General features: G+C 35.8%; 5 protein-coding genes and 1 pseudogene. 2 read left to right on the plus strand and 4 right to left on the minus strand.

Annotated features, from left to right (window positions below; translation table 11 throughout):
• Positions 1–81 precede the first annotated feature (81 nt).
• The 3 genes from L1264_RS21475 to L1264_RS21225 all read right to left on the minus strand — a co-directional run bounded on the left by L1264_RS21475 (position 82) and on the right by L1264_RS21225 (position 1,466).
• A complete protein-coding gene (locus L1264_RS21475) occupies positions 82–213 on the minus strand; it encodes a hypothetical protein (RefSeq protein ID WP_268833887.1) in 132 nt (43 codons plus the stop codon).
• Between the two features lie 285 nt (positions 214–498).
• Positions 499–774, minus strand: coding sequence for a hypothetical protein (locus tag L1264_RS21570; protein WP_187491056.1), 276 nt, complete (start codon positions 772–774; stop codon positions 499–501).
• Entirely contained in the window at positions 732–1,466 is a 735-nt protein-coding gene (locus L1264_RS21225; RefSeq protein WP_235404626.1) for a DNA polymerase III subunit beta family protein, read from the minus strand. The genes L1264_RS21570 and L1264_RS21225 overlap by 43 nt, the downstream gene beginning before the upstream one ends.
• 1,358 nt (positions 1,467–2,824) lie before the next feature.
• Here L1264_RS21225 and L1264_RS21230 point away from each other — a divergent pair.
• Complete coding sequence (locus tag L1264_RS21230; RefSeq protein ID WP_138601306.1) at positions 2,825–3,958, plus strand: replication protein A; 1,134 nt, start codon at positions 2,825–2,827, stop codon at positions 3,956–3,958.
• Positions 3,959–4,069: 111 nt separating this feature from the next.
• On the opposite strand, the pseudogene tnpA reads toward L1264_RS21230, so the two are convergent.
• A pseudogene (gene tnpA / locus L1264_RS21575) lies at positions 4,070–4,464 on the minus strand (IS200/IS605 family transposase).
• 38 nt (positions 4,465–4,502) lie between these two features.
• Between tnpA and L1264_RS21235 the strand changes: the two are divergent.
• The coding region (locus tag L1264_RS21235) for a helix-turn-helix domain-containing protein (protein ID WP_235404628.1) at positions 4,503–4,755 on the plus strand (253 nt) is incomplete at its 3' end.

A 4,755-nucleotide genomic window follows, 5' to 3' on the forward strand; every position in this document is an offset into this window, starting at 1 on the left:
TGTTCTGTAGGAAATGCTAGTGCAGAGATAATACGAAAATATATTCAAGAGCAGGGGTGACACAGACTCATCCCCGCGACATCACTTCGCTCTGATCACGGGGTTTTCTCGGTGAATTTTCGATAAAAACGCATATCCTGTACCACCCGCACAAATTACTGATACATTAAATGGTTTAGAAATCCACTCTGATGGAATTGAAAACGTGTTCATTTTTTACCCCTTTAATGTGATCGGACATACAATGTGAATTATTCACTATTAATTTGAATGTGAAATATTCACAAGGCCGAGCTTAAAAACTCTCCCAAACGCATAAATCGATTTAACTCTCGCATTCTTACTTTTGCATTGCTTAGGCTCTTTGTGTTGGCTTTAGCGCTCCAAAATGCGAGCAAATTTTGCGTTGTTACAACTTCCTTTGCGTTAAGGGTCTTTTCGAGGTTAACGTGAGTGAAGTTTGAGGCCAGTACAGTTTTCTCAACATCATTCATGCCTTCATTCAGTAATTGATGTGTTCTTTTTGGGTAAAGTTGCATTTCCTTGGCAAACAACTCCATTCGAATAAATATTCATCAGTGGCGCATGATACAAATGCGTATTTTCATTAGGTCGTTGATTACTTGGCAAAGCAAACACAATTAACCCATTTGGTTCTCCTTGTTTATCTTTTTCCAAACAAAAAAGAAGGGCAGGGTAGATAATTGAAAAGTTCGTCTTGGCGTTATAACTTATATACCAAAAAATACCTTTATGAGAAAGTTTGTGCCATATACTGTTCCTTCAGCTGACCAATAGAAGTGGCTCACATCAAAGAAAAAGCCCAAAGTACCATCAGGCTGTGCTTGGAGAAGCATTTCAGCAAGCTTAAATGGCAAGATACCTTTCAAATCATCTACAGAATTTTCTAACTGAACAATATCCGTAGCCAATCTATGACCATCACTAGTGTATAGCTTCATCTGATGAGAATTTATAGAAAAGTTAATATGATTTAGGAACGGCCTTACATCGTTATTCGCCTTGGCATAAAAAATACCAGAAATAGCAGACTTAAATGATTCTGCATCACAAGAAAATTGAAAGCCATTAGGAATTACAATTTTGGGAATAGGGTAGCTATCGCATGACATTGTAGCTATTGAAGCTCTTGAACGACCATGTTTAACAATTACTTTATTTTCATCGAATTGAAATTTTAGTGGCTTACTTTCATCGGTAAAGCTACTTATAAAAGTATTAAGTTTTTTGGCTTTGATACAAATCTCATAATCTTCAAACGCATCAATTGGTGAAGATTGCCTAACAATCGATTGAGTGTCCGTTCCTAGCACTTCTGCTATGCCGCCAATTAATGAGAAGTGGATATAATCCAACGCAGATATGTTGCATTTTGAGCCATTTGCTACACCACAAGCATCCACAAACAGATGTTTTGCGGTAGAGAGTGAGATTGAAAAATTCATGAATATGCCTTCTATTGTTTATTTAACAACAGAATGACAGCTAAATTACATCGTGCATTTTGCAAAGAACTAATTAGCTAAAGGTATTGAGCTTAGTTCTTTTTAAATACCAAATATCATTTTTAATTTGATTTGTTGAGAGCTAAGAATAAATATTAAGGATAATGATGGTTAAATATATAGGTTAGATCTTTAGGTTAGCGCTGTGGATTGTGTTATTAACTTATTGATTTTTATAGCTAATAAAAAATAAACGAGATCGCAATTACACGTTATTTAGATCGCAATTACACCTTACTTAGATCGCAGCTACACGTTATTGGTACTCATATTGATATTATTATCAACAGGTTATAAAGGGTTGTCTGTAAAATATCCACAACGACATTGCTCAAGATCGCATTTACACTTTATTTTATTCACAACCACAGTTTGATTTTTATTCGAAATGATTGAAAATAGGCCAAATTACTGTACCAGATCGCAATTGCACGCTTCTCAGATCGCAATTACACCTTTTTTTAAGGGGTTATTCACAGCCCTGCTGAATCCATACTACAGAAGTTTAGTGAATTTTCATTTGAAAAAAGTTTTTTTTCGCCCGTTACCTTTGTTTGCGTGTGGTAAAATTCTGTAAGTCGATGAAATATATGCGTTTTATTTTTCAGATCGGTTTTACACTTTATTTTGTAATTTCTCTGTCCTTTTTAGAGCAAATTTTTCTGATTTATTTTTGATCAATAGTTTTAAGTTCACATCGGGCACACAGAAGTAAGTTGATGAAATAATAAACTGAAAATAAATTTCAGACCCTAATTACACGTTATTCAGTAGTTATGTAGCTTCTCAGATCGCATTTACACTTTATTTTATGAGCTAAATTTTTGTGTCAGATCACATTTACACGTTATTTTATGACATCAAATTTCATCCCAGATCGCATTTGCACGTTATTTTATGACCCCAAGTTTCATCCCAGATCGCATTTACACGTTATTTTTCGGCCTCAATTTTCATCCCAGATCGTAATTACACGTTATTTTTTGACCTCAAATTTCATCTCAGATCGCATTTACACGTTATTTTATGGCCTCAAATTTCATCCCAGATCGCAATTACACGTTAATCAAATAGATAGGTTTTGAACTCAGATCGCAGTTACACGTTATTCATACTGTTACTCAAACTACCAGATCGCAATTACACGTTATTTTTAATAGGTTTAATAGGTAGTCAGATCACAGTTACACTCTATTATCTTAATGATTATAAAGAGATTTTTAATAATGGTGCATTTTACTGTGTTATTTATATAGCGATTTGATATATTTGAAATTCAAGTATGCGGGAATTTCGGTATGAGCAAAAACAAACTTACAATAAATAATTTGCCAGAGACTATCAGCACTAAAGGGCTAGTAGTTCAGGAAGCCGCTGAGGTTGAGCAGCTCAAACTCTTTACTGATGTGCATTTTGAAGGTTTGAAATCAAATTCGTTATCAAATACCTTTCCTTTATACGATTTATGGTCTCGTTTTGTAAGAGTTAAAACTACCATATACCCAATTAGACAAGCACCAGAAAGGCTCGTTAATTCTCGTTCTATTTCTGATAAGTTGGATGGTGTTGAATACACCGGTGAATTACAAATTTCACCAGCTGTAATCAAAGGTAAAGAAACTGACTATGTTGCTTGGCCATCTGACCGCGAAGAAAAGGTAGAAAGGGCGCTTATATCACTTGCAACTAAAGGCAATATTTCTAAGATTAATAACGCAAGCGGCACTCGTTACGCAATTCATTTTAAAATGAATGAACTAAATGCAGAGCTTAAGTCAGTTAATCAATCATTATCTTATCCAGATTTAAAGGAAGCGCTACTAATCCTGTCAGGGAGTCAACTGTCTTTTAACTACAGCACCAGCTCAAATGGTGAAGTAGAAACAAATGAAGCAAAAATGCCTTATCTGGGGTCAATTCATTTTTCTGGTAAAAAAGGGCCAAGCACTCAGAGATGCATTGTATTTCTTAATGAGTACATGGCTCAGCAAATTGAAACTGTATCTTATAAAGGATATTACTTTAACCAGGCGCAACAATTTAAGAGAACCTTATCTAGCTGGCTTACAACCAGACTTTATACACTATTTAGATACGCCAGCCCCGAAAAAACGTATCACTTCATGCTTGTAAGAATAATGATTAAATTTGGTTCAATTGAGTCAGAAGATATAACTGAAAACCGCTTAATCGCTATTCGCAGAAATATGACTTCAACAATGAAAGACCTTATTAATGCTGGCATTTTAGAGAAGTATGATATAGCTGCTGTAAAAGACGATGAAGGTAAGGTTACCGATTACAAGTACACGTTATACCCAACAGAAGGATTTTGCGATGAAATTGTATCGCTCAATAAACACGCTAAGAAAATTAGAATTAAAAGCAATACGACAGAAGAAGTTGTTGAAACTCTGTTGATCGAGCAATAAAAAATGAAGAGGTGCTGCATTTTTCAAGCACATAAAAACTTGTTCTTTATCTAAACTCACCGAGAAAACCCCGTGATCAGAACAAAGTAATGTCGCGGGGATGAATAGGTGTCACCCCTGCTCTTGGATATATTTTCGTATAGTATCTGCGCTTGCATTCCCTACAGAACACACAAAGTACCCATCAGACCAAAATGTTTTCTCTTTCCAAAATTGGTTTTTCAGATAAGGAAATGATTCCAGATTTTAGCGGTTGTGGCTTGCTTAATCCTCCTTGCGTGCTGGCCTACTGAGTATCGAGTGCCGATTGTAATCAGCATATGAATGTGATCTTTGTCTATCTCAACCTCTTCGATCCTAAAGTCAGATGATAGAGAAACATCGAAAACCGTTTTCTTTACAAACTCACCCAGCCTTCCGTTTAGCAGAGGTTTTCTGTACTTAACCACCAAAATTAGATGAAGCGCAATTAGATATTTGCAGTGAGATTTAGTTTCATATTCCATCTTGACAACTTGGCCTTATACAGTGGTCTATACAGTATATGAAAAAGACGCTCAGATACAACTACAGGCTAAACCCTACGCCAGAACAAGAAGTTAAGCTCATTGAGTTTGGTGCGATAGCGCGTGGCATTTGGGATCTGTTGTTGTCTGAAAATATGCGTCGATATGAATACGATAAAACATTCCTGTTTTACAAAGATATGGCTTCTCTCCTCAAGGAAATTAAGCCATTCGAGGAATTTAGCTGGATTAAAGCGTTTGATTCTGCTGCTGCTCAGCAGGTTGCTCGCG

Source organism: Pseudoalteromonas sp. APAL1 (genome assembly GCF_021532475.1).
Taxonomy (GTDB): Bacteria; Pseudomonadota; Gammaproteobacteria; order Enterobacterales; family Alteromonadaceae; genus Pseudoalteromonas; species Pseudoalteromonas lipolytica_C.

Excerpts from the sequence above, each read along its gene's own strand:
- L1264_RS21475 (WP_268833887.1), bottom strand. The coding sequence starts at position 213 with ATGAACACGTTTTCAATTCCATCAGAGTGGATTTCTAAACCATTTAAT.
- L1264_RS21225 (WP_235404626.1), bottom strand. The coding sequence starts at position 1,466 with ATGAATTTTTCAATCTCACTCTCTACCGCAAAACATCTGTTTGTGGAT.
- L1264_RS21230 (WP_138601306.1), top strand. The coding sequence starts at position 2,825 with ATGAGCAAAAACAAACTTACAATAAATAATTTGCCAGAGACTATCAGC.